The organism is Amycolatopsis lurida (assembly GCF_900105055.1).
GTDB classification, from domain to species: Bacteria; Actinomycetota; Actinomycetes; order Mycobacteriales; family Pseudonocardiaceae; genus Amycolatopsis; species Amycolatopsis lurida.
On record NZ_FNTA01000004.1, the window covers coordinates 2,197,775 to 2,219,610 of the forward strand.

Consider the following 21,836-nt stretch of genomic DNA (forward strand, 5'->3'; position numbering starts at 1 on the left):
CGTGCACAGCAGTACCGATATGCGCATCGGCCGCCCAGTGCAGTGCGGCTCTACGAGGCCTGCCCCCGTTTCCGCGGGCGGGATCGTTCCCTCTCGACTGACCATCGCGGTCCCGGACCACTTCGTTAACTGGTTCACGTCCGAACCACCCGAACGGAGTGGTACCGGTCGCGCCGACGCCTTGGGAGGCGGCCAGCCGTGACCCACCATGCCAGCTACAAGGGCAGCAAGGCCCCCGAAGGCCTGTACGACCCGGAGTTCGAGCACGACGCCTGCGGTGTCGCGTTCGTCGCCGATCTCTCCGGTAAACGCGATCACGGCATCGTCGCCAAAGCGCTGATCGCGCTGCGGAACCTGGAACATCGCGGGGCCCGCGGCGCCGACCCGGAGACCGGCGACGGCGCCGGGATCCTCATCCAGGTCCCCGACGAGTTCTATCGCGAGGTCGTCGGCTTCGAACTTCCCGAGCCCGGCGCGTACGCCGCCGGCACGGCTTTCCTTCCGCAGGACGAAAACGCCCGCGGCCGGGCGATGACGACCATCGAACGCATCGCCGCCGAAGAGGGCATGCGCGTCCTCGGCTGGCGTGACCTTCCCGTCCACACGGAACACGTCGGTACCGGCGCGGCCGAGACCATGCCGTATTTCAGCCAGCTGTTCCTGGCGGGGAACGACGCGCTGGAGGGCCTGGCGCTGGAACGCGCCGCCTTCGTCGTGCGCAAACGCGCCGAGCACGCGCTCGTGGAAGACGACGTGTACTTCCCGAGCCTCTCCTCCCGCACGATCGTCTACAAAGGAATGCTCACCGAGCCGCAGGTCGAGAAGTTCTTCGCCGACCTCACCGACGAGCGCGTCACCAGCGCCATCGGCCTGGTGCACTCCCGCTTCTCCACCAACACCTTCCCCTCGTGGCCGCTGGCGCACCCGTACCGGTACGTCGCCCACAACGGCGAGATCAACACCCTGCGCGGCAACCGGAACTGGATGGACGCGCGTGAGGCGCTCCTCGAATCCGACCTGATCCCGGGCGACCTCAAGCGGATCTACCCGATCATCACCCGCGGCGCGAGCGACTCGGCGTCCTTCGACGAGGTGCTGGAACTGCTCCACCTCGGCGGCCGTTCGCTGCCCCACGCCGTGCTGATGATGATCCCGGAGGCCTGGGAGAACCATCAGGAGATGGACCCCGCGCGCCGCGCGTTCTACGAGTTCCACTCGACGCTGATGGAGCCGTGGGACGGCCCGGCGCTGGTCTCCTTCACCGACGGCACCCAGATCGGCGCGGTGCTCGACCGCAACGGCCTGCGCCCCGCCCGGTACTGGGTCACCGAAGACGGCCTCGTCGTCCTCGCCAGTGAGGTCGGCGTGCTGGAGCTGGAGCAGTCCACGATCGTCCGGAAAGGACGGTTGGAGCCGGGCCGCATGTTCCTCGTGGACACGGCCGCCGGCCGGATCGTCGAGGACGAGGAGATCAAGGACCGGCTCGCCACCGAGCACCCGTACGACGAATGGGTCGAGGACGGGCTGCTCCCGCTCGACGGGCTTCCCGAACGTGAGCGCGAGATCCCGCCGCACGCCGCGCTCGTGCGGCGCCAGCAGGCTTTCGGCTACACCGAAGAGGAACTCGACGTCCTGCTCCAGCCGATGGCCCGCACCGGCGCGGAGCCGATCGGCTCGATGGGCAACGACTCCCCCATCGCGTCGCTGTCCAGCCGGCCGCGGCTGATCTTCGACTACTTCATCCAGCTCTTCGCCCAGGTGACCAACCCGCCGCTGGACGCGATCCGCGAGGAACTGGTCACCTCGCTGGGCACCCAGCTGGGCGCGGAGCCGAACCTCCTGCAGGCCGACGCCAAATCGTGCCGCCGGATCGTGCTGCCGTTCCCGGTGCTGGACAACGACGAGTTCGCGAAGCTGGTGCACGTCAACGACGACGGCGACCTGCCCGAGTTCCAGGCGGTCACCGTGCACGGCACCTACGACGTCCACGGTGGCGGCGAGGCGCTCGTGCGACGGCTCGACGAGATCCGGGCCGAGGTGTCCGCGGCCATCGCCGAGGGCGCGCGGCTGATCGTGCTGTCGGACCGCGGCATCGACGAAGACCACGCGGGGATCCCGTCGCTCCTGCTCACCGGCGCGGTGCACCACCACCTGGTGCGCGAGAAGACCCGCACGCAGGTCGGCCTCATCGTCGAGGCGGGCGACGCGCGCGAGGTGCACCACATCGCGCTGCTGATCGGCTACGGCGTCGCCGCGGTGAACCCGTATCTGGCGATGGCGACCGTCGAGGAGATGGCCGACCAGGGCCTGATCCCCGGTGTCACCGCGAAGCAGGCGACCGCGAATCTGATCAAGGCGCTGGGCAAGGGCGTCCGCAAGACGATGTCGAAAATGGGAGTGTCCACAGTGGCCTCCTACACCGGCGCACAGATCTTCGAAGCGGTCGGGCTCGGCGACGAGGTCATCCAGAACTGCTTCACCGGCACCACTTCCCGGCTCGGCGGCGTCGGCTTCGACACGCTCGCGCTGGAAGTCGCCGAGCGGCACCGCCGGGCGTTCCCGCGCGATGGGTTCCGCGCGAACCACCGCGAGCTGGAGACCGGCTCGGACTACCAGTGGCGCCGCGAGGGTGAACCGCATCTGTTCAACCCGCAGACGGTGTTCAAACTGCAGCACTCCACCCGGGCCGGGAAGTACGAGGTCTTCAAGGAGTACACGAAGGCCGTCGACGACCAGGCTCAGAAGCTGTACACGCTGCGCGGGCTGTTCGACTTCAAGATCGGGCAGCGGCCAGCCGTGCCGATCGAGGAGGTCGAGCCGGTCTCCGAGATCGTCAAGCGGTTCGCCACCGGCGCGATCTCCTACGGCTCGATTTCGGCCGAGATGCACGAAACCCTGGCCATCGCGATGAATCGGCTCGGCGGCAAGTCGAACACCGGTGAAGGCGGCGAGGACCCGGAACGGCTCTACGACCCCGAGCGCCGCAGCGCGGTCAAGCAGGTCGCGAGCGGCCGGTTCGGCGTCACGAGCGAGTACCTGGTCAACGCCGACGACATCCAGATCAAGATGGCGCAGGGCGCGAAGCCCGGCGAGGGTGGCCAGCTGCCCGGCGCGAAGGTGTACCCGTGGATCGCGAAGACGCGGCACTCGACGGCGGGGGTCGGGCTGATCTCGCCGCCGCCGCACCACGACATCTACTCGATCGAGGATCTCGCCCAGCTGATCCACGACCTCAAGAACGCCAACCCGGCCGCGCGGATCCACGTGAAGCTCGTGTCCGAGGTCGGTGTCGGCACGGTCGCGGCCGGTGTGTCCAAGGCACACGCGGACGTCGTGCTCATCTCCGGGCACGACGGCGGCACGGGCGCTTCCCCGCTGTCGTCGATCAAGCACGCGGGTGGCCCATGGGAACTCGGGCTCGCCGAGACGCAGCAGACGCTGCTGGCCAACCGGCTGCGCGACCGGATCGTCGTGCAGACCGACGGCCAGCTCAAGACCGGCCGTGACGTCGTCATCGCCGCGCTGCTCGGTGCCGAGGAGTTCGGTTTCGCGACCGCTCCGCTGGTGGTGTCCGGCTGCATCATGATGCGGGTGTGTCACCTCGACACCTGCCCGGTGGGCGTCGCGACGCAGAACCCCAAGCTGCGCGAGAAGTTCAGCGGCAAGGCGGAGTACGTGGTGAACTTCTTCGAGTTCATCGCCCAGGAGGTCCGGGAATACCTGGCGGAGCTGGGTTTCCGGTCCATCGCCGAGGCCGTCGGCCACGCGGAGATGCTCGACAAGCGCAAGGCGATCGATCACTGGAAGGCCGCCGGGCTCGACCTGTCGCCGATCTTCCACGTGCCCGACATGGCCCCGGCCGGGCTGCGCCACCAGCAGACGGTGCAGGACCACGGGCTGGAGAAGGCGCTCGACAACACGCTGATCCAGCTCGCCGAGGGCGCGCTGTCGTCCGGCGACAAGGTGCGGCTGGAACTGCCGGTCCGCAACGTGAACCGGACCGTCGGCACCATGCTCGGCCACGAACTCACCAAGCGGTGGGGCGGCGAAGGCCTGCCGGACAACACGATCGACGTCACCTTCACCGGGACCGCCGGTCAGTCGTTCGGCGCGTTCGTGCCCAAGGGCATCACGCTGCGGCTTTACGGCGACGGCAACGACTACGTCGGCAAGGGTCTCTCCGGCGGACGGCTCATCGTCCGCCCGCCGAAGGTGGCGCGGTACAACGCCGAAGAGCACATCATCGCGGGCAACGTGATCGGGTACGGCGCGACCAGCGGCGAGATCTTCATCCGCGGCAAGGTCGGCGAGCGGTTCTGCGTGCGCAACTCGGGCGCGCTGGCCGTCGTCGAAGGCGTCGGCGACCACGGCTGCGAGTACATGACCGGTGGCCGTGTCGTCGTGCTCGGCGGCGTGGGCCGCAACTTCGCGGCCGGTATGTCGGGCGGCGTCGCCTACGTGCTGGACCTGCCCGCGCACCGGATCAACCCGGAGATGGTCGACGTCGACCCGCTGGATTCGTCCGATGTGGACTTCCTGCGTGAGGCGCTCGAAAAGCATTACGACGAAACGGAGTCCGCGGTCGCGCGTGCGCTGCTCGCCGACTGGGACGCCGCCGTCGACCGGTTCGGCAAGGTCATGCCGAAGGACTACAAGCGCGTGCTCGCGGCGCAGGCGAAGGCCGAGCGTGACGGGCGTGACGTGAACGAGGCGATCATGGAGGCAGCTCATGGCTGATCCCAAGGGCTTTCTGACCACCACTCGCGAGACGCCCAAGAGCCGTCCCGTCGACCTGCGCCTGATGGACTGGCGCGAGGTGTACGAGGACTTCGCGACCTCGAAGCTGCAGAAGCAGGCCGGCCGCTGCATGGACTGCGGTATCCCGTTCTGTCACCAGGGCTGCCCGCTCGGGAACCTCATTCCCGAGTGGAACACGCTGACCTGGCGTGACGATTGGCGCGACGCGGCCGAGCGGCTGCACGCGACCAACAATTTCCCGGAGTTCACCGGGACCCTCTGCCCGGCGCCGTGCGAGACGGCGTGTGTGCTCGGGATCAACGACGATCCCGTCACCATCAAGCGGGTCGAGATCTCGATCATCGACCGGGCCTTCGAAGAAGGCTGGGTCACGCCGGAGATGCCGGTCGTCAAGACCGGCAAGAAGGTGGCGGTGGTCGGGTCCGGCCCGTCGGGACTCGCCGCGGCGCAGCAGCTCACGCGTGCGGGCCACAGCGTCGTGGTCTTCGAGCGGGCCGACAAGATCGGCGGGCTGCTGCGCTACGGCATCCCCGAATTCAAGATGGAGAAGCACCGGCTCGACCGGCGCCTCGACCAGATGCGGGCCGAGGGCACGGAGTTCCGGACTTCGGTGAACGTCGGCGTCGACCTCACCGTCGAGGAACTCCAGTCGTCCTACGACGCCGTGGTCCTCGCCGGCGGTGCGACCGCGTGGCGCGACCTGCCGATCCCCGGCCGCGAGCACGCCGGTATCCACCAGGCGATGGAGTTCCTCCCGCACGCCAACCGGGTCGCCGCCGGTGAGCTGGACGTCTCGCCGATCAGCGCCGAGGGCCTCGACGTCGTGGTTATCGGCGGTGGCGACACCGGCGCGGACTGCGTCGGGACGTCGCACCGCCAGGGCGCGAAGTCGGTGACGCAGCTGGAGATCATGCCGAAGCCGCCGCTTTCGCGGTCGGACGCGCACCCGTGGCCGACGTATCCGATGATCTACCGCGTCTCGTCCGCGCACGAAGAGGGCGGCGAGCGGCTGTACTCGGTCAACACGCAGGAGTTCGTGGCCGACGCCGACGGGCGCGTGCGCGCGCTGAAGCTGGTCGAGGTGCGCAACGAGGGCGGCAAGTTCGTCCCGGTTCCCGGAACGGAACGCGAACTGCCCGCGCAGCTGGTGCTGCTCGCGATGGGCTTCGTCGGCCCGGAGCGGGAAGGCCTCCTGGAGTCGCTCGACGTCGAACTGGACCAGCGCGGCAACGTCGCCCGCGACAAGTCCTTCAAGACCAGCGTCGACAACGTGTTCGTGGCGGGTGACATGGGCCGCGGCCAGTCGCTCATCGTGTGGGCGATCGCCGAAGGCCGCTCCGCCGCGGCCGGGGTGGACGCGTTCCTCACCGGGCGGGACGTGCTGCCCGCCCCGATCGCGCCGACCGACCGGCCTCTCACCTAGGCCGCTTTTAGCGCGTGAAGGCCCCCTTCCCTCGGCTGAGCCGAGGGAAGGGGGCCTTCACGCATGTTCGCCCTCTCGCGCTTAGTCCTCTGCATGCGTTAGTTGCGCGTGCAACCACCGAAAGCAGAGGACTAAACGCGGGGCGTGATCGGCGCTTTGGTCCTTTCGAGTGAAAGAACCGCCGGAAGAGTGTACTTGCGGGTGATGACAGCGAGGTTTCGGTATCGGTTGTATCAAGGGGTAAGACCCGCACGGCGGCGACCGGCACATACCTGCCGGGGCCGCCGGACGGGTTTCTCAAGGAGGGGGTTCCTTGCCATGTCCGTCGATCTGACCATGCCTTTGGAATGGAAGACCGCGACCGGCGACGCCGCGAAAATGCTCGAAGAACTACAGCCGAACATCCTCAAAACACACGCTCGCGACCATTTTTCCGCACTGTTCCTCCGATTTTCGGAGGCCACGGACGCGATGAAGTTCCTCGCGTCGCTCGTCCCGCTGATGAAGTCCGCGAAGACCCACCTGACCGAGGTCGAGCGCTTCAAGGCCGAAGGGGTGAAGGGGACGCCCTACGTCGGCACCGGGTTGACGGCGGCGGGCTACCGGTTCCTGAAAATCGAGGTGCCACAAGACGAATCTTTCCGTCGCGGCATGCGCGCGCAGGAGACCCGCGAGAAGCTGAACGACCCGCCGCGCTCCACGTTCGACGGGGGATACCACGACGAGATCCACGCGGTCGTCATCATCGGCGACGCCGAGGACGCTCCGATGACCGCGCGCCGGAACCAGGTTCTGGCGCTGATTCCGCCGACGGTTTCCGTCGTCGCCGAGGAAACCGGATTCGGGCGGGTGAACGCCAACGGTGATGGAATCGAGCATTTCGGCTACGTCGACGGCCGGAGCCAGCCGTTGTTCCTGGTCGAGGACATCCACGCGGAAAAGACGGAAACGGACGGGATCAGCGTCTGGGATCCGGCCGCGCCGCTGAACCAGGTACTCGTCCCGGATCACGCCGCTCCCGATCCCGGAGTGCATTTCGGCAGCTACTTCGTTTTCCGTAAATTAGAGCAGAATGTGCGGCGGTTCAAGCAGTCGGAGGAGGTTCTGGCGGATCAATTGGGGCTCGTCGGCGAAGACCGGGAACGGGCGGGCGCGATGATCGTCGGCCGGTTCGAAGACGGCACCCCGCTGACCGCGCAACGGGAAGAAGGCGCGGAAAGTCCGGTACCGAACAACTTCGACTACGGAAGTGACGCCGCCGGCGCCAAATGCCCCTTCCAGGCCCACATCCGGAAGACGAACCCGCGCGGCAGCGGAGGCGCGGAACAGCCACCGCAGGAACGCCTGCACCTGATGGCGCGGCGGGGCGTGCCCTACGGCGAACGAGCCGACGACCCGAACGCCGATCTGCCGCCCTCGGCCCGGCCGAGCGGCGGTGTCGGCCTGCTGTTCATGGCGTTCAATTCGGTACTGGACAACCAGTTCGAGTTCACCCAGGCGAACTGGTCGAACAACCCGGGGTTCCCGATCCCACCCGTCGGGGTCAAACCGCCAGGCCTCGACCCGGTCATCGGCCAGGGCCCGCGGCCGGAATCCGTCTACACCACGGAATGGGCGGGCACGCGCACGGTGACCGCGGATCCGATCCCGCAGGCGGTGACGCTGAAGGGCGGCGACTACTTCTTCATGCCGTCGCTCGCCTTCCTGCGCGGGCTCGGCGGAAAGGACTGATCGGGCGGCGAATATCCGCTGAACGTCACCGTAACGGGCGAAAATCCGATATCGATCCGGAGTCGGCGGAGATAGCCTGCGAAACGGGCCGGTCCTGGGCGTGCCGGCCACCGGGCGGACGCCGGTCACTGGGGGTGGCCGGCGCCCGCTCCTTTCGCTCTTTCCCTCCCGATGTCCCGAAACCGCCGCTTCTCGCCGCCCGTATCGCGACGCGTAGTACTTTGTCCGGTGCGATAAGCGACATCGGGCTTCGGGGAGGGAGCTGGAGATGAATCGGCATGAGCGACTCACGGCTTTATTGGACATGGTGGGAGAGCGGGAAAAGGTCGACGTCGAGGTTTCGGCGGGCGAACTCGGTGTCTCCCCCGCGACGATCCGCCGGGACCTCGATCACCTGGCGGGCCGCAATCTCGTGGTCCGCACCCGCGGCGGCGCCGTCGCGAGCAACGTCGCCTACGACCTTCCGTTGCGGCACAAGGCGGCTCGCAACGCGCCCGAACAGCAACGGATTTCCGCCGCCGCGGCCAGAATGGTCGACCCCGGCATGGTGGTCGGCCTCAACGGCGGCACCACGAGCACCGAAGTGGGCCGTGCGCTCGCGACCCGGCCGGACATGGGCGAGCCGACCGGCGGTCCGTCGCTCACCGTGGTGACGAACGCGCTCAACATCGCCCATGAACTGGCCGTGCGCCCCAATATCAAGATCGTGGTGACCGGCGGGGTCGCGCGGCAGCAGTCGTTCGACCTGTCCGGCCCGCTGTCGCACCTGTTCCTCGACCAGATCTCGCTGGATCTGGTGTTCCTCGGGGTGGACGCCTTCGACCCGGTGCACGGCGCGCAGGCGCATCACGAAGGGGACGCGAGCACGAACCGGCTGATGGCGGCCCGCGCCCGTCAGGTCGTCGTGCTCGCCGACAGCGGGAAACTCGGCGGTCACGCCTTCGCGAAGATCTGCGCGACCACCGACGTCGACGTTCTCGTCACCGATGGCCGCGCGGATCCGGAGCGGGTGCACGCCTTCGAGGAGGAAGGCGTGCGGGTGGTCAAGGCTTGAGCCGGTCCAGTGCCAGCAGCGCCGCGCCGAGCCTGCCCGCCTCGTCGCCGAGCTGCGCGATCCGCAGTTCGGGCATCCGCTGGAACTGCAGGTTCGCCGCCAGCCACGCGCGTACGGGTTCGAGGACGTAGTCGCCCGCGGTGAACAGGCCGCCGCCGAGAACGACGACTTCGGGTGCCAACAGCGTGACCAGGGTCTTGATGCCGTGGCCGAGCCCTTCGAGCGCGTCGTTGACCACGGAGATCGCGGCCTCGTCGCCGTGCCGGGCGGCGTCGACCACCTGCTCCGCGCCGTCCGCGGGCCGTCCGGTGTGCTCGCTGTAGCGGCGGGCGATGGCCGACGCGGAGGAGATCGCCTCGAGACATCCCGTCGCGCCGCACCCGCACGGCAGCCGGTGGCCGACGTCGATATGCCCGATCTCGCCGCCTTGCCCGCCCGCGGCGTACAGCCTTCCGTCGAGCTGGAGCGCGGCCGCGATCCCGGTGCCGACCGGGATGAAGGCGGCGTCGGTGCAGCCTTTGCCCGCGCCGACGCGGAACTCCGCGAGCCCGCCGGCGCGGACGTCGTGCCCGAACGCGAACGGCAGCCCCAGCCTGCGGTCGAGCATCTCGCCGAACGGCACGTTCCGGAAGTCGAGGTTCGCCGAGAACCGGGCCACTCGCCCGACTTCGTCGACGATGCCGGGGATGACCACGCCGACGGCGTCCGGCGTCCCGGTCCCCGCCTGCTTGCCCAGCGTTTCCACGATCCGCGCGACCTGGTCCGCGAGCGCCTCGCCGTCCGCTCCGCGCGCCGTCGGCTCGCGCAGGCTGGCGAGGTCTTTCAGGTCCGCGTCGTACAGGGCCGCCTTGATGGACGTTCCGCCGACATCGAGTGCCGCCACCGCAGGTGTCATAGCTGGATTTTGGCATGCGCCCCGCCGCGGACCGCAAGGATTCCGTCGTCGCCGTACCGTCAGCCGCGCGGGGTCAGGTACCCCTGGGAGAACGCCGTGGCCACGGCCGCCGCCCGGTCGTTGACGCCGAGTTTCGCGTACACGTGCAGCAGGTGTGTCTTCACCGTCGCTTCGCTGATGAACAGCCTTTTCGCGGCCTCGCGGTTCGTCGAACCCTGGGCGATCAGTTCGAGGACTTCCAGTTCACGGTGTGAGAGCGGGCCTGAGGTCGGCTGCCGCATCTGCCCCATCAACCGGGTCGCGACGGCGGGAGAGAGCATCGCCTTTCCCTGGGCGGCCGCCTCCACCGCGCGGAACAGTTCGTCCCTCGGCGCGTCCTTCAGCAGGTAGCCGGTGGCACCGGCCTGGATGGCAGGCAGCACGTCGCTGTCCGTGTCGTACGTGGTGAGCACGAGGATCCGCGAAGTCACCCCGCGTTTCGCCAGCTCTTCGATGGCTGTGACGCCGTCGATCCGGGGCATCCGCAGATCCATGAGGATCACGTCGGGCCGGAGCTTCACCCCGGCGGTGATGGCCTCCTCGCCGTCCCCGGCCTCACCGAGGACATCGAAGCGCGGGTCGGCGCTGAACATGCCGCGCAGCCCGTCGCGCACCACGGGATGGTCGTCGACGATCAACAGCGAGATCACCGCTCGGCTCCGGCCGGAATCGCCGGCACGGACGCCGAGATCGCGGTGCCCCCGCCCGGCTCCGACTCGATGTCGAGACGTCCGGCGAGGCGCTGCACGCGCTGCCGCATACCGGCGAGCCCGAACCCGCCGTCTGCGGAACCGTTGGCGCGCTTGGCGGTGGGCTCGAAGCCCACGCCGTCGTCACGCACGTCGAGCGTCACCAGATCCTCCATGTACGACAGGGTCAGGCCGACTCGGCCCGCCTTCGCGTGCTTGGCCACGTTGGCCAGTGCTTCTTGAGCGGCCCGGAGCAGCGTCACCTCGACATCGGCGTGCATCGGCCGAGGGTCGCCGGTGGTGGTCAGCACCGCCTCGATGCGGTTCACCTCCGACCAGCGTCTGGTCACGTCGCCGATCGCGTCCTGGAGCCTGCCCTCGGCGAGCGGCTCCGGCTGCACCGCGTGCACCGTCCGGCGTGCCTCGGTCAGGCTTTCCCTCGCGAGGTTCATCGCGTTCGTCACGTGCCGGTGCAGCACCGGGGGCTCGTCCAGGGTCTGCTCGGCGGCCTGGAGCTGGGTGAGGATGCCTGCCAGGCCTTGCGCCAGGGTGTCGTGAATGTCCCTGGCGATCCGCTGCCGCTCGTCGAGCACCCCGGCCTCCCTGGCCTGGACCAGCAGCTGGGCGTGCAGGCCGGCGTTCTCCTCCAGCGCCGCCTCCAGCCTGGTGTTCGCCTCGTTCAGCTCGGCGAGCGCCTGCTTCTGCTTGAGGTTGCGCTGGTCCGACTGCTCGGCGATCCGGGAGAAAGCCCCGGCCAGCACGGTGATGATCACGCTGAGCGCCGCCCACGCCGCCCACATGTTCTCGTCCCGGATCCCGGTCAGCCCGCCCAGGTACGCCACCGCCGAGATCACGGACGTGGCGGCGACCCCGACGTACCGCCAGCGGCCTTTCAGGTAATGGAACGCCTGGGGGTAGCCGATGAAGGCGAAGAGGCCGTACCACGGCGCGACCGCGACCAGGCAGGCCGTCAGCAGCATCAAACCCGTGTAGTACAGGCCCATCAGCGGGCCGTTCCGGTGCCATTCCGGATGAAGCGTGTGGAACCAGAAGGTCCAGGCCAGGATTCCGGCCGAAAGCGTGAGCACTGCCGGCAGGTGCACCGGCACCCGCCAGATCGGCAGCAGCACCGAGATGAGCACGCCGATCGCCAGCAGGACGTACGGAAGGACGTTGAAGACCTTCGTCTCGACCCGTTCCCAGCGGTCGAACTCCGCACGCAGCTCCGCTTCGATGCCCACGACTCACTCCCAGCGGAAGTACCGGGCGGCCAGCCCGCCTGCCACGATCGTCCACCCCAGCAAGACCGCCACCTGCAGTGGTTGCGGCCAGTGACCGGCGGCGGCGTCCTGCAATGATTGCACGCCCGCACCCAGCGGAGTGAAGTCGCTGATCGTCCGCAGGACGTCGGTCATCTGGGCGCGCGGCACCCAGAGACCGGCGAAGAACAGGATCGGGAAGAACAGCAGGGTCCCGATCGCGCCCGCGCTCTTGCCGGTCGGCGCGACGGAAGCGACCAGCAGGCCGATCGCGAACATCGCCAGCGCCGTCAGCAGATAGGCAAGCAGATACGCGAAGAACTGACGGGGCAGGCCCACGTCGTACAGCACCCTGCCGATGGCCAGCACGACCAGCATCGTCGCCACGGACATGATCGTGGACATCAGCAGCTGCGCGCCGAGCATGACGTGCGGTTTGACCGGGGTGGTCCGCAGGCGCCGCAGCACCCCTTTCTCCCGGTAGGTGGCGAGCAGCTGGGACACGCTGTTCAGCGCGAACATGGCGAGGCCCATCGCGACGATGATCGGCAGGTACAGGGTGATCGCCCTGGCGCCGCCGAGGTCCGCGCTGGGTTCTCGCAGCGCGGGGAAGGCGCCGAGGACGACGAGCAGGAGCGGCGGGAACGCGAGCACGAAGAACACGAGCATCGGCTCGCGGAAGAAGAGTTTGGTCTCGGCGACGGTGAGCCGGGCGAGGGCGGACATGGTGTTCTCCTCAGGAGTCGATGGTGCGGCCGGTGAGCGCGACGAACGCGTCGTCCAGCGACGCCTGCTCGACCCGCAGGCCTGCCGCGGTGACCTGGTTGCGGGCGAGCACGGTGGTGACGGCGAGCAGCAGGTTGCCGGTGCCGGTCACGACGAGCTGGTCGCCCGCACGGTCGACCGAGGTGACCTCGGGCAGCGCCGTCAGCGCGAAGTGGTCCAGCGGGGCGGACGGACGGAACCGGATGCGTTGCCGGTCGTCGACGCCGGCGACCAGCCCGGCCGGGGTGTCGAGCGCGACGACGCGGCCGGAATCGATCACCGCGAGCCGGTCGCACAGTCGTTCGGCTTCCTCCATGAAATGCGTGACCAGCAGGATCGTGACCCCGCGATCGCGGATTCGCTCGATCAGGCCCCATGCGTCACGGCGAGCCTGCGGGTCCAGGCCGGTGGTGAGCTCGTCGAGGACCGCCACCTTCGGGTTGCCGATCAGCGCGAGCGCGATCGACAGCCGTTGCTTCTGCCCGCCGGACAACCTGCGGAACTGGGTGTCGATCTTGTCGGTCAGGTCGAGGAGGCCGAGAAGTTCCCGCCAGTCGGCCGGTTCACGATAGAAGGAGCGGTACAGCTCCATCGCCTCGCCGACCTTGAGCTTGTCCGGCAACTCGCTTTCCTGCAGCTGCGCGCCAAGCAGCTGCCGCAGCTCACCGGATTCGCGTCGCGGGTCGAGCCCGCACACCCGGATGGTCCCGCCGTCCGGGACGCGGAGTCCCTCGACGCATTCGACCGTCGTGGTCTTGCCTGCCCCGTTGGGGCCCAGAATGCCGAAGATCTCGCCTTGTTCGACGGCGAAACCGACCCCGTTCACCGCGGTGTGGTCGCCGTAGCGCTTGACGAGGTCTTCCACCTCGATGATTGCCATACGAAGACCATGCCGCGCGGCGGGGGTCCGCCGAATCAACCGCGTGGCCACGACTGAGGTGGGCGACGGTGGATCCCCCATCAACCGATCGGTGGATGCCCGCGACGTCACGAGCCTGTGCCGATCGGGTTCCGTCACATTGACCGGACGCTTCGTGGCGACCTACGCTCGACCGGCCAGACGACGGCACCCGGAACGCGGTGAGAATCCGCGCGGTCGCGCCACTGTGACCCCGAGCCATCGGGGAAGCCAGACCCGGAGCCGTCGTGACACCCCTGAAGAGGCCGCGCTAGCCCGAGGAGGTCCCACCGCCATGTCCGAAGCGGTAGCCGCAGTACCCGTCCCCGTCCGGATCCCCGTCCGCGAGATCCTGCCCTGGGCGGTGCTCGTCATCCTCCTCTCGCTGATCACGCTGTACTTCGTCAGCGCCGAACAGGGCGCGGTGTCGGTGTTCGCGAACTCGTACGTCCACGAGTTCGTCCACGACGGCCGGCACCTGCTGGCCTTCCCGTGTCACTAGGCGGCACGCGCCCCATGATGAGGACCTTGCTGGTCCGCGGCATGCTCGCGGGCCTGGTCGCCGGTGTCCTGGCGACCCTTTTCGCGTACTTCTTCGGTGAGCCTTCGGTCGATACCGCCATCGGTCTCGAAGGCACCGCCGCTCATTCGCACAGTGCTCCGGGTGCCCACGAACACGCCCCCGCCGAGGGGGAAGCGGCGGAGGAGGAACTCGTCACGCGTGGCGTGCAGAGCACCGTGGGCCTGCTGACCGGCGTCGGCCTTTACGGGGTCGCCGTCGGCGGGCTGTTCTCGCTCGCGTTCGCCTTCGTCTACGGGCGCCTCGGCACCCTGCGGCCGCGGGTGACCGCGGCTCTGCTCGCCGGTGGCGCCTTCGTGGTCGTGTTCCTAGTGCCGTTCCTGAAATACCCGGGGAATCCGCCCGCGGTCGGTCAGGCGGGCACGATCGGGAGCCGGACTTCGCTGTACTTCGGTTTCGTCGCGCTTTCGCTGCTGGTCGGCATCCTCGCGGCGGCGTTCGGCCGGAAGCTGGCCGACAAGCTCGGCGCCTGGCGCGGCGGCCTGATCGCGGCGGGCGGGTACGTCGTGCTGATCGGGGTGGCGGCGGCGCTGTTGCCGTCGGTCGACGAAGTCCCCGACGGATTCCCGGGCTCCACGCTGTGGACCTTCCGGCTCGCTTCGGTCGGCACGCAGGTGGTGCTCTGGACGGCGCTCGGCCTGACCTTCGGCACCCTGGCTGAGAAGGCGTTGGGGCGTAAGGAAGCCACTAGCCCGCAGCTCGGCTGACCGGCTCCCAGGAGCGCCATTCCGCGACGCGGCTCTGGTGCAGTTCCATGATGACGTCGAAGTCCCCGTCGCCGAGCAGCAGGCGGCGGGGCGGCGCGTCGCTGGCCACCAGTTCGAGGACGGCCTCGGCGACCTTCACCGGGTCTCCGGGGACGCCGTCGGCGTACTTCGCCATCAGCGCCGCGCGTACCGGGTCGTAGGCCGGGTTCATCGGTGACATCTTGAGGCTGGCGCCCATGAAGTCGGTGGCGTAGATGCGCGGCTCGACCAGGGTCACGTGGACGCCGAAGCCTTCGACCTCCTGCGCGAGCGCGTCGCTGAGGCCTTCGAGGGCGAACTTGCCCGCGTTGTAGAGGCCCATGGTGGGCACCGCCATCAGGCCGCTCACGCTCGACATCTGCAGGATCCGGCCCTCGCCCTGTTCCCGCAGCACGGGGAGCACGGCCTGGGTGACCCACAGCGCGCCGAAGAAGTTCGTCTCCATGATGGCCCGCGCGTCGTCCTCGCCGACCTCTTCGACCGCGCCCATCAGGCCGAAGCCCGCGTTGTTGACGACGACGTCGAGCCGTCCGAACGCCGCGGCCGCCTTCTCGACGGTCGTGAAGACCGCGGCTCTGTCCGTGACGTCCAGCGGCAGGACGACCAGTCTGCCTCCGCTCCCGGCGACCAGATCGTCGAGCACCTCGGGGCGGCGCGCCGTGCCCACGACGTTGTCCCCCGCCTCGATCGCGTGCTCGGCGATGAGCCGCCCGAGACCGCGGCCGGCGCCCGTGATGAACCAAGTACGCATGTCCGGCTCCCTTGAAATTCAGCGAGACGAACCGTCTCGTCTCGTGGTGCTACAGTACCGGCATGGCTGGAAACGTCAAGTCCCCGGATCCGACCCGGCGTAACGAACGCTCTCGACAGGCCATCCTGACCGCGACGACCGAACTGCTCGGGGAGGTGGGCTACCCGAAGCTGGCGGTGGAGGCGATCGCGTCGCGGGCGGGGGTGGGAAAACAGACGATCTACCGCTGGTGGCCGGACAAGGGCGCGCTGGTGCTGGACGCGTACCTGGCGCTGGTGCAGGGGGCGGACGAGCTGACCTTCCCGGACACCGGCGACCTGGAGGCCGATCTGCGCACGGTGCTCAGATCCACTGTGGACCCGCTGGCGGACAAGGGATACGAGGCGTTCTACCGGGCGTTGCTGACCGCGATCCAGGGCGACGCGAAGCTGTCCGCGGAACTCGACGAGCGGCTGGTGCGGCCGTGGCTGGAGGCGACGCGGGAGCGGTTCAGGGTCGCCGCGAGGACGGGGAGGATCGACGACGCCGACATCGACACGGGCGTGGATCTGTTCTACGGGGCGGTCTACTACCGCTGGCTGCTGCGGACCGGTCCGCTCTCCGAGGAGTTCGGCGAGTCGGTGGTCCGGCTGGTGCTGCGCGCGCTGGAGCCCGGTTCAGACACCGGGCGGAACGAAGGGCAGGCCCGGCCGAGCGCCACGCTCGATCAGATTTATGAGCCCCACGGTGTCGAGATGGTCCTCGACGGCGTCGGCGAGCCGGTCCAGCATGCTCTCCCGGAGCAGGCCGAATCCGGGCGCCCCGTCGACCGGTGACCAGTCCGCCACCTCGCCCAGCCAGGCGCGGCGGAAACCGTCGTTCTCGAAGGCTCCGTGCCACATCGTGCCCCACACCGCACCCAGCCGGTATCCGTCCAAAAAGGACTCGGCGGGGCCGGTGGAGGTCACGGTGCCGTGGTGGATCTCGTACGCCTCCACGGGTTGCCCGCGCCATTCCCCCGAGGGCCGGGCCAGCACCTTGTCGGCGCCGAACGAAACGCGCGTCGGCAGCAGACCGAGACCGGGTACCGTTCCGGCGCCGGATTCGACGTCGTCCTCGATCTCGGCGGCCAGCATCTGATAGCCGCCGCAGATCCCCAGCACCGGACGTCCCGCCTCGGCCCGCGTCCGCACGGCGTCCGCCAGGCCGCGCGCACGCAGCCACGCCAGGTCGTCCACGGTCGCGCGGGAACCCGGCAGGATCACCACGTCGGCGGAAAGGACCGTGTCCGGATCTGCGGTCAGCGCGACCGAGACCCCGGGCTCGGCGGCGAGCGCGTCGACGTCGGTCGCGTTGGAGGCACGGGGAAAACGCACGACGGCGACCCGGAGCGACCCGCCCGACGCACCCCAGCCCGCGGCGGCGAGCGCGTCCTCCGAGTCGATCCATACCTGGTCGAGCCAGGGCAGCACGCCGAAGACCTCGCGGCCGGTGAGTTTTTCCAGCGTCTCCAGTCCCGGCCGCAGCAGGCCGACGTCACCGCGGAACTTGTTGACCAGCCAGCCCGAAACCAGCGCCTGGTCTTCGGCGGACAGCAGGGCGAGGGTGCCGAACATCGCGGCCATGACGCCGCCGCGGTCGATGTCGCCGACGACGACCACGGGCAGGCCGAAGCGCCGCGCCAGCCCCATGTTGACGTAGTCGCCTTCGCGCAGGTTGATCTCGGCCGGGCTGCCCGCGCCCTCGCACAGCACGACGTCGAAACGCTTTCGCAGTGAAGTGAAGGTGTCGAAGGCGATCTCGGCGAGCCCGGCCCGGCCCGTGGCGTACTCCCCCGCTTCCAGCGTGCCGAACGGTTTCCCGAGCGCGACGACATGGCTGCGGCGATCGCTCCCCGGTTTCAGCAGTACCGGGTTCATCGCGGCTTCGGGTTCGACGCGGGCCGCCCGCGCCTGGAGCCATTGCGCGCGGCCGATCTCGGCGCCGTCGGCGCACACCATCGAGTTGTTCGACATGTTCTGGGACTTGAACGGCGCGACCCGCACGCCCCGGCGCGCGAGCCAGCGGCACAACGCGGCGGTGACCAGGCTCTTGCCCGCGTCCGACGTCGTCCCGGCGACGAGCAGGCCGCTCACCGCGTGACCGCCACGGCGACGGCGAGCGCGGCGAGACCGACCGCCCTCGACAGCCGGACCGCGCGGCGCACGTCCACCGGTTCGGGCTCGCGGCCGTCGCCGAGGACACCGCGGCGTTCGGTACGTCCGCCGTAGCTGTTCGTCCCGCCCAGCCTGATCCCGAGCGCGCCGGCGAAGGCGGCCTCGACCTGGCCCGCGTTGGGGCTCGGATGATGCTTCCCGTCGCGGCGCCAGATCCGGAACGCGGGTCTGGCGAATCCGCCCGCCAGCGGCGCCGACGCGACCGTGAGTGCCGCGCCGACCCGGGACGGCACCAGATTCGCCAGATCGTCGGTCCTCGCCGACGCCCAGCCGAAGTTGGCGTACTTCGGGGACCGGTAGCCCACCATCGCGTCGAGCGTGTTGAGCGCGCGGTAACCGAGCAGGCCGGGGATCCCGGCGACCGCGCCCCACAGGAGCGGCGCGACGACCGCGTCGGAGGTGTTCTCGGCGATGGACTCGGTGGTCGCCCGCGCGAGTTGTCCGGTGTCGAGCCCGGTGGCGTCACGGGCGCACAGATGCGAAAGCCGCTGCCGCGCGGCCGGCAGGTCGCCTTCGTCGAGCAACCGGGCCATGCGGGTGCCCTCGGCCGCGAGCCCCTTGCCGCCCAGAACCACCCAGGTGGACGCCGCGGTGAGCGCGAACCGCGCGAACGGCCGCTTCCGGGTCCAGAACTGGGCCGCGACCCCCAATCCGGTGACGGTGCCCGCGCAGACCGTGGTGTATGCCGCGCCCCGCACCTTCGAATCGGTGTAAACCCGCTGTTCGAGGGCTTGCGCGGCCCGGCCGAAGCCCGCGACCGGATGCCTCCTGCGTGGATCTCCGAACACGGCGTCGGCGACGTAACCGGTCACGAGTCCGGCTGCGGTGGCGGCTTGTCGGAGTGGCACGTGGCGAACCGTAGCGCGTGCACGAGAATGCGGGGTATGACCAAGCTGACGCATCGCCTCGCGAAGGTCCTGGAGACCCTCGCGCGCGCACTTCGCCGCTACTCGCGCGACGACGGCAAGGTGCTGATACTGGGCGGCGTCCGCTCTGGGAAGTCACACCACGCCGAGCGGCTCGCGTCCCGCCACCCGCACCTGACCTACGTCGCGCCCGGGCTGCCGCCGAGCGCCGAAGATCCCGAATGGGCCGCCAGGGTGGCCGCGCACCGCGCTCGGCGGCCGGGCAACTGGAAGACGGTGGAGACCACTGACCTGGCCACGGTGCTGCGCACGGCGACGCATCCGCTGCTCATCGACTGTCTCGGCACGTGGATCAGCCGGGTGCTCGACGAGGTCGGTGCCTGGGAGCAGCGCAAGGGCTGGGAACGGCGGCTCGACGACCGGCTGGAGGACTTCCTGGCGGCGTGGGCGCAGGCCGACGTGCCGGTGATCGCGGTCAGCAACGAGGTCGGCAGCGGTGTGGTGCCCGCGACGGTGTCCGGACGCGTGTTCCGTGATGTGCTGGGCGCGTTGAACAACCGGGTCGCCGCCGTGTCCGACCGGACCGTGCTGGTCGTCGCCGGACGGATGCTGGACCTGCCGTAGGGAGTCACCATGCGTATCGCCACCCTGGACGCCGCCGCCGAAGCCGCCGCGCGCACCAGGCTGGACGGTCTGGTCAAGCCGCTGGGCTCGCTCGGTCGGCTCGAAGACCTGGCCGCCTGGCTCAGCGCGGCGCACGGCGAGGTCCCGCCGCGGCCGCTCGACGACGTCCGCGTGGTCGTCTTCGCCGGGGATCACGGGGTTTCCGGGATGTCGGCGTATCCGCGCGAGGTCACCGCGGCGATGGTGCGGGTGTTCCTGGCAGGCAAGAGCGGCGTCGGCGTGCTGGCCAAGCTCGCCGGAGCGACGGTGCGGGTGTGCGACATCGCGGTGGACTGGGACGCGGCGGACGTGCCCGCCGAGGTCACCGCGCACAAGGTCCGGCGGGGTTCCGGTTCGATCGACGTCGAGGACGCGCTCGCCGAGGGCGAGGCGCGGACGGCGTTCGAGCACGGGCGGGCGATCGCGGACGAGGAGATCGACGACGGCGCGGATCTGCTCGTTCCCGGCGACATGGGGATCGGCAACACGACGATCTGCGCGGCCGTGGTCGCCTCGCTGCTCGGTCTTTTGCCGGAAGACGTCGTCGGTACGGGCACCGGGATCGACGAGGACGGGCGGGTACGGAAGCTCGCGGTCGTCGAGGCCGCGTTGATCAGGGCCGGTGCGGTGAAGGACCCCTTCACGGTGCTGACCGCGCTCGGCAGCGCTTGTCTCGCCGCGACGGCGGGTTTTCTCGTGCAGGCGGCGGTTCGCGGGGTGCCGGTGCTCCTCGACGGCGTGTTCTCCGGGGCCGCGGCGCTCGTCGCCCGCGAGATCGCGCCAGGCGCCGAGCAGTGGTGGCTGGCCGGGCACCGGTCGACCGAGCCGTCGCAGGCGTACGCGTTGAAGGCGCTCGACCTGGAGCCGATCCTCGACCTCGGGCTGCGGCTGGGCGAGGGCAGCGGCGCCGTGCAGGCGGTACCGACGCTGAGGGCGGCACGGGCGATCCTCGCGGACATGGGTCTGCTGGCGGATCTGGCTTGATCGCCGACGCGCTGAAGATGGCCGTCGGCACCCTGACCACCGTCCGGGTGCCGCCGCCGGGAGTGATCGACCGGCGGGTGGCGGGCGGCGCGATGGTGCTCGCCCCGCTGGCCGTCGTGCCGCTCGCGGCCGTCGCCTCGCTGATCGTCTTCCTGGGTGAGTCGGCCGGTCTGCCCGCGTTCGCGTCGGCGGCGCTCGCGTTGGGCGCGGTGGCACTGGGCAGCCGCGGTCTTCATCTGGACGGGCTCGCCGACACGGCGGACGGGCTCGGTGCTTCGTACGACCGCGCGCGGGCGCTGGAGGTCATGCGGCGCGGGGATTCCGGGCCGACCGGGATCGCGACCCTGGTGCTGACGCTGCTCGTGCAGACCGGCGCGCTGGCCGGGGCGATCTCGGCCGGGCACGGGATCGCGGCCGCCGCGGCGGCGGTCATCGCCGGACGCGGGGTGCTCTCGCTGTGCTGTACGCGCGGCGTGCCCTCGGCACGGCCGGAAGGACTGGGCGCGACCGTCGCCGGTTCGGTGCCGGTGTGGACGGCCGCGGCGGTGTTCGCCGTGCTCGCGGGCGCGGCCGCGCTGGTACTCCCGTGGTGGCAAGGGCTCGCCGCGGTGGCACTGGGGTATCTGGCCGCGGCGGCGTTGCTGGCGCGGTGCGTTCAGCGGCTGGGCGGGGTCACCGGGGACGTGCTCGGTGGCTGCGTCGAGGTCGCCGTCGCGGGGGTATTGCTGGCTTTGTCGTTCTGAACGACGTATCTCGCGTGCTCAGAGACGTATCTTGCGTGCTTGGAGGCGTAACTCGCGTGTTACGCCTCCAAGCACGCGAGTTACGCGTCTGAGCACGCGAGATACGCCTGCGGCCTCACTGGCCCCGGTCAGGCGGCAGTGTCCGTCTTCAGCTTCTCGTCGATCTCCGGCAGCCAGAAGCACAGTTCGAAGGTCTTCATCCCGGCCCAGAGTCCGAGCTTCCGGCCCTGCGAAACCAAAGTGAGCGACGAGAACAGCAGCAGCACCGCGACGGCGGCGGCGACGAACGGGTGCTTGCCCGCGAAGATGTCGACGATCGCGGCGATGGCGCCGAACAACAGTGGCGGCGCGCAGTTGCGCACCATGAGCCCGGACGCGCGCAGCCGCGTGACGTCGGCCGCGACCTCCTTGTCGTGCAGTTGCAGCGCGCACAGCAGGAGATGCGGGTTCTCCTTCAGGAACGGGCGGTCCTTCGCGGCGGGCATCCGGCGGACGAAATCCTGGGCCGCGTCCCGGTTCCGCCTGCGCGGCACGATCCGCTCCAACGCCTCCCCGAGCGGATAGGCCAGATAGCCCAGCAGGAAGCTCAGCACCACGATCACGACGACCAGCACCACGGTGGGCACGCCACCGATACTCGCCGCGGTCAGGATGTGGAGTTTCGCCCCGAGGTAGCCGAAGAACGCGACGTACAACGCGCCGGGGATGGTGTAGGCGAAGAGATCGAAGACGCCGATCACGAAGTTCACCGGCCCATCCAACCACTTCGGGTGCCCGATGGTAAGACGAAACGAGCA

18 protein-coding genes and 1 pseudogene are annotated in these 21,836 nt (G+C 69.6%); 10 read left to right on the plus strand and 9 right to left on the minus strand.

Going from position 1 to position 21,836, the window contains the following annotated elements:
* Positions 1-198: 198 nt before the first annotated feature.
* The 4 genes from gltB (at position 199) to BLW75_RS15425 (ending at position 8,966) form a co-directional block, all read left to right on the plus strand.
* Positions 199-4,737 (plus strand): glutamate synthase large subunit, encoded by a 4,539-nt coding sequence (gene gltB / locus BLW75_RS15410; protein ID WP_034312920.1) that lies wholly within the window; start codon positions 199-201, stop codon positions 4,735-4,737.
* Complete coding sequence (locus tag BLW75_RS15415) at positions 4,730-6,181, plus strand: glutamate synthase subunit beta (RefSeq protein WP_034312923.1); 1,452 nt, start codon at positions 4,730-4,732, stop codon at positions 6,179-6,181. Before gltB ends, BLW75_RS15415 begins: the two co-directional genes overlap by 8 nt.
* Before the next feature lie 318 nt (positions 6,182-6,499).
* Positions 6,500-7,912: a Dyp-type peroxidase gene (locus tag BLW75_RS15420; protein ID WP_034312926.1), complete on the plus strand. Its 1,413-nt coding sequence runs from the start codon at positions 6,500-6,502 to the stop codon at positions 7,910-7,912.
* Between the two features lie 268 nt (positions 7,913-8,180).
* Positions 8,181-8,966: a DeoR/GlpR family DNA-binding transcription regulator gene (locus tag BLW75_RS15425; RefSeq protein ID WP_034312927.1), complete on the plus strand. Its 786-nt coding sequence runs from the start codon at positions 8,181-8,183 to the stop codon at positions 8,964-8,966.
* Here the strand turns inward: BLW75_RS15425 and BLW75_RS15430 are convergent.
* From BLW75_RS15430 to BLW75_RS15450, 5 genes are all read right to left on the minus strand, one after another.
* On the minus strand, positions 8,956-9,849 hold the full coding sequence (locus tag BLW75_RS15430; RefSeq protein WP_091597644.1) for an ROK family protein: 894 nt from the start codon (positions 9,847-9,849) through the stop codon (positions 8,956-8,958). The genes BLW75_RS15425 and BLW75_RS15430 overlap by 11 nt on opposite strands.
* A 71-nt stretch (positions 9,850-9,920) precedes the next feature.
* Entirely contained in the window at positions 9,921-10,550 is a 630-nt protein-coding gene (locus tag BLW75_RS15435; protein ID WP_034312931.1) for a response regulator, read from the minus strand.
* Positions 10,547-11,830: a sensor histidine kinase gene (locus tag BLW75_RS15440; RefSeq protein WP_034312933.1), complete on the minus strand. Its 1,284-nt coding sequence runs from the start codon at positions 11,828-11,830 to the stop codon at positions 10,547-10,549. Before BLW75_RS15440 ends, BLW75_RS15435 begins: the two co-directional genes overlap by 4 nt.
* 3 nt (positions 11,831-11,833) lie before the next feature.
* A complete protein-coding gene (locus BLW75_RS15445; RefSeq protein WP_034312936.1) occupies positions 11,834-12,574 on the minus strand; it encodes an ABC transporter permease in 741 nt (246 codons plus the stop codon).
* A gap of 10 nt (positions 12,575-12,584) precedes the next feature.
* Positions 12,585-13,493, minus strand: coding sequence for an ABC transporter ATP-binding protein (locus BLW75_RS15450; RefSeq protein WP_034312938.1), 909 nt, complete (start codon positions 13,491-13,493; stop codon positions 12,585-12,587).
* A 313-nt stretch (positions 13,494-13,806) separates the two neighbouring features.
* On the opposite strand from BLW75_RS15450, the gene BLW75_RS15455 reads away from it, so the two are divergent.
* Positions 13,807-14,013: a CbtB domain-containing protein gene (locus BLW75_RS15455; protein WP_034312940.1), complete on the plus strand. Its 207-nt coding sequence runs from the start codon at positions 13,807-13,809 to the stop codon at positions 14,011-14,013.
* A 14-nt stretch (positions 14,014-14,027) separates the two neighbouring features.
* On the plus strand, positions 14,028-14,798 hold the full coding sequence (locus tag BLW75_RS15460; protein WP_034312942.1) for a CbtA family protein: 771 nt from the start codon (positions 14,028-14,030) through the stop codon (positions 14,796-14,798).
* Here the strand turns inward: BLW75_RS15460 and BLW75_RS15465 are convergent.
* Positions 14,779-15,588 carry an SDR family NAD(P)-dependent oxidoreductase gene (locus tag BLW75_RS15465; RefSeq protein WP_034312944.1) on the minus strand — a complete coding sequence of 270 codons (810 nt, stop codon included), beginning with the start codon at positions 15,586-15,588 and terminating at the stop codon, positions 14,779-14,781. The two genes, BLW75_RS15460 and BLW75_RS15465, sit on opposite strands and share 20 nt — an antisense overlap.
* A gap of 62 nt (positions 15,589-15,650) precedes the next feature.
* Here BLW75_RS15465 and BLW75_RS15470 point away from each other — a divergent pair.
* Positions 15,651-16,211: pseudogene (locus tag BLW75_RS15470) on the plus strand (TetR/AcrR family transcriptional regulator); the annotation flags it as partial.
* 33 nt (positions 16,212-16,244) lie between these two features.
* On the opposite strand, the gene BLW75_RS15475 reads toward BLW75_RS15470, so the two are convergent.
* Together BLW75_RS15475 and BLW75_RS15480 are read right to left on the minus strand one after the other, a co-directional pair.
* Entirely contained in the window at positions 16,245-17,702 is a 1,458-nt protein-coding gene (locus tag BLW75_RS15475) for a cobyric acid synthase (protein WP_034312947.1), read from the minus strand.
* Positions 17,699-18,631: a cobalamin biosynthesis protein gene (locus BLW75_RS15480; protein ID WP_034312949.1), complete on the minus strand. Its 933-nt coding sequence runs from the start codon at positions 18,629-18,631 to the stop codon at positions 17,699-17,701. The genes BLW75_RS15475 and BLW75_RS15480 overlap by 4 nt, the downstream gene beginning before the upstream one ends.
* Positions 18,632-18,667: 36 nt before the next feature.
* Here BLW75_RS15480 and BLW75_RS15485 point away from each other — a divergent pair, with 36 nt between their 5' ends.
* Genes BLW75_RS15485 through BLW75_RS15495 form a run of 3 tightly spaced genes read left to right on the plus strand, consistent with a single transcriptional unit; the run spans position 18,668 to position 21,039 of the window.
* On the plus strand, positions 18,668-19,273 hold the full coding sequence (locus BLW75_RS15485; protein WP_034312952.1) for a bifunctional adenosylcobinamide kinase/adenosylcobinamide-phosphate guanylyltransferase: 606 nt from the start codon (positions 18,668-18,670) through the stop codon (positions 19,271-19,273).
* Between the two features lie 9 nt (positions 19,274-19,282).
* A complete protein-coding gene (gene cobT, locus BLW75_RS15490; protein WP_034312954.1) occupies positions 19,283-20,296 on the plus strand; it encodes a nicotinate-nucleotide--dimethylbenzimidazole phosphoribosyltransferase in 1,014 nt (337 codons plus the stop codon).
* On the plus strand, positions 20,293-21,039 hold the full coding sequence (locus tag BLW75_RS15495) for an adenosylcobinamide-GDP ribazoletransferase (protein WP_091597648.1): 747 nt from the start codon (positions 20,293-20,295) through the stop codon (positions 21,037-21,039). The genes cobT and BLW75_RS15495 overlap by 4 nt, the downstream gene beginning before the upstream one ends.
* Positions 21,040-21,167: 128 nt before the next feature.
* Here the strand turns inward: BLW75_RS15495 and BLW75_RS15500 are convergent, their stop codons facing one another.
* Entirely contained in the window at positions 21,168-21,788 is a 621-nt protein-coding gene (locus BLW75_RS15500; RefSeq protein WP_034312957.1) for a hypothetical protein, read from the minus strand.
* Positions 21,789-21,836: the final 48 nt, after the last annotated feature.

Excerpts from the sequence above, each read along its gene's own strand:
- BLW75_RS15450 (WP_034312938.1), bottom strand. The coding sequence starts at position 13,493 with ATGGCAATCATCGAGGTGGAAGACCTCGTCAAGCGCTACGGCGACCAC.
- BLW75_RS15455 (WP_034312940.1), top strand. The coding sequence starts at position 13,807 with ATGTCCGAAGCGGTAGCCGCAGTACCCGTCCCCGTCCGGATCCCCGTC.
- BLW75_RS15460 (WP_034312942.1), top strand. The coding sequence starts at position 14,028 with ATGATGAGGACCTTGCTGGTCCGCGGCATGCTCGCGGGCCTGGTCGCC.
- BLW75_RS15420 (WP_034312926.1), top strand. The coding sequence starts at position 6,500 with ATGTCCGTCGATCTGACCATGCCTTTGGAATGGAAGACCGCGACCGGC.
- BLW75_RS15485 (WP_034312952.1), top strand. The coding sequence starts at position 18,668 with ATGACCAAGCTGACGCATCGCCTCGCGAAGGTCCTGGAGACCCTCGCG.
- BLW75_RS15465 (WP_034312944.1), bottom strand. The coding sequence starts at position 15,588 with ATGCGTACTTGGTTCATCACGGGCGCCGGCCGCGGTCTCGGGCGGCTC.
- BLW75_RS15425 (WP_034312927.1), top strand. The coding sequence starts at position 8,181 with ATGAATCGGCATGAGCGACTCACGGCTTTATTGGACATGGTGGGAGAG.
- BLW75_RS15445 (WP_034312936.1), bottom strand. The coding sequence starts at position 12,574 with ATGTCCGCCCTCGCCCGGCTCACCGTCGCCGAGACCAAACTCTTCTTC.
- cobT (WP_034312954.1), top strand. The coding sequence starts at position 19,283 with ATGCGTATCGCCACCCTGGACGCCGCCGCCGAAGCCGCCGCGCGCACC.
- BLW75_RS15415 (WP_034312923.1), top strand. The coding sequence starts at position 4,730 with ATGGCTGATCCCAAGGGCTTTCTGACCACCACTCGCGAGACGCCCAAG.